The sequence below is a fragment of the Microbacterium sp. genome, from assembly GCF_047972865.1.
Taxonomy (GTDB): Bacteria; Actinomycetota; Actinomycetes; order Actinomycetales; family Microbacteriaceae; genus Microbacterium.
The window spans coordinates 1-1,874 of sequence record NZ_JBKEAY010000107.1 but is presented as its reverse complement, the minus strand read 5'-3'; the positions used below and the strand labels follow the sequence as shown (position 1 = coordinate 1,874).

At 71.2% G+C, this 1,874-nt stretch carries 2 protein-coding genes; one reads left to right on the top strand and one right to left on the bottom strand.

The window, feature by feature from the left end; all coding sequences use genetic code 11:
* On the top strand, positions 1-516 hold a 516-nt coding region (locus ACK5KK_RS06605; protein WP_416889295.1), incomplete at its 5' end, for a substrate binding domain-containing protein.
* A gap of 4 nt (positions 517-520) precedes the next feature.
* On the opposite strand, the gene ACK5KK_RS06600 is transcribed toward ACK5KK_RS06605, so the two are convergent.
* A partial coding sequence (locus ACK5KK_RS06600; RefSeq protein ID WP_416889294.1) for a hypothetical protein occupies positions 521-1,874 on the bottom strand: 1,354 nt, incomplete at its 5' end.

Genomic DNA, 1,874 nt, shown 5'->3' with positions numbered 1-1,874 from the left:
CTGGGCGGGATGTCGGATCGCAACTACGACTTCCTCGACCGGGGCTACGACGTCGCCTTCCACACCCGTGACCTGCGCGACTCGAGCGTGCTGGTGCGGCGGGTGTCGGAGCTGCCGTTCGTGCTGGCCGCCTCAGCGGACTACGTGCGACGCCGCGGCGCGCCCGACTCGGTGGCCGACCTGGCCGAACACGAGTGCCTGCTGCATCCGAACGACCCGGTGTGGCGTCTGGGCGAGGGCGACGACACCGTCCATTTCAAAGTTCCCGAGCCGGCCGCGATCGCCAACTCGTATCTGGTGATCGAGAAGCTCTTGGAGGCCGGCACCGGAATCGCACTGATCCCGCGGCGTCCGGCCGAGGCGCGGCTGGCGACCGGGGACCTCGTCGAAGTGCTACCGGCACAGCAGCCGCCGGCGCGCGCCCTGTACGCGGTACACGGACCGGGCGGGCGCACCCCCGAACGCGTCAAGGTGTTCCTCGACTTCATGACCGCCTGGTTCCGCGCCCGGTCTTGACGGTTCAGGAACCGTCCACCTCGGCGCGGCGGCGGTCGGGCCGGAACGGCAGCGCCCGCACGATCGCGCGGATCTCGCGCTGTGCGGTGCCGGGTCGCCCCCACACCACGACGACCTCGGTGCCCGGCGCACTGTGTTCGCGAGCGATCGTCACGAGCGAGATGGTTTGGCGCAGCGTGGGGCTGAGGGTGCGGCCGGTGGCCACGCCGACGGCGACCCCGTCGCGCAGCACCGTATCGAAGGCGGGCCCGGCGAAACGCGGCAGCTCCATCGGGTCGGGAAGCGGCCCCTCCGGGTGCAGCGCCGCCGTCAGCACCGCCGCGACGTCCGCCGCGTTCCACTCCAGCCCGGCGAGCACGCGGGTGGGCGGGCCGGATGTCGCGGCGGACAGCAACGCGTCTCTGCCGATGAAGTCGTGCCCGAACTCACCGCGGGCATGCCATCCGAGCTCCGCCGGGGTGCGGAAGTAGTCGGTGAACCCGCTGGCGGGGACGAAACTCCCGACGATGCCGCCCTTCTTGAACTGCCAGGCCGCCCCCGGCGTGACGGCTGAGGCCGGAATGTAGTCGAGGCCGTTCGTCGCGATGCCGGCTTCGATGTGCTGCACCGACTGCGAGCGGATGCCGAGCTGGCGCAGATCGAACTCGGTGCCCGCGTCGCGCAGCATCCGCCACAGCTCGTTCGCGGCACCGGTGGGGCCGTGCACCTCGTAGCCGAGCTGACCGGAGATGCCGGTGCGCAGCACGCGCACGTCGACGCCGGCCAGCCGCGCGGGGCGGCTGCGGTTGAAGGCCAGCTCGCGCAGACTTCCCGCGCCGAGCACGCGTTCCAGCACGCCGAGCGACCGCGGGCCCTGCACCCCGAAGATGAAGATCTCCGGGCTGACATCGCGGGCCTCGATGTCCCATTCGCCCTGGCTCAGCTGCCACAGCATCCAGTCGCCCGGCCCGGTGAAGAGGAACTCGTCGTCGCCGAGCCGCACCAGGATTCCCTCCGAGGCGACGCGACCGTGCTCGTCGAGTTGCACGTGGTGCTTGATCTGCCCGAGCTCGAACCGCGACAGGTCGTTCATGCCCAGCCGGCTGAGAAACGCGAGGGCCTGGCGGCCGAGCACCGACACCTTCGTGAGCGAAGACCAGTCGCCGAGGTAGGCAGACTCCACGTGAGCGGACGCCTCGTGCGACCAATTCGTGAACTCCATCGGCAGGTAGAGCGGCCCGAACCGTTTCACCGCGGTGGTCGGGTTGTGCTCCTCCTGGGCGGCGGCCGCGGGGCTGAACATCGCCGGCGTCTCGTGAGGGAACGCCCCGGCCGGGTTCGCGCGGAGCCGCTCGTAGAGCTCCCGCTGCCCGGCGCCG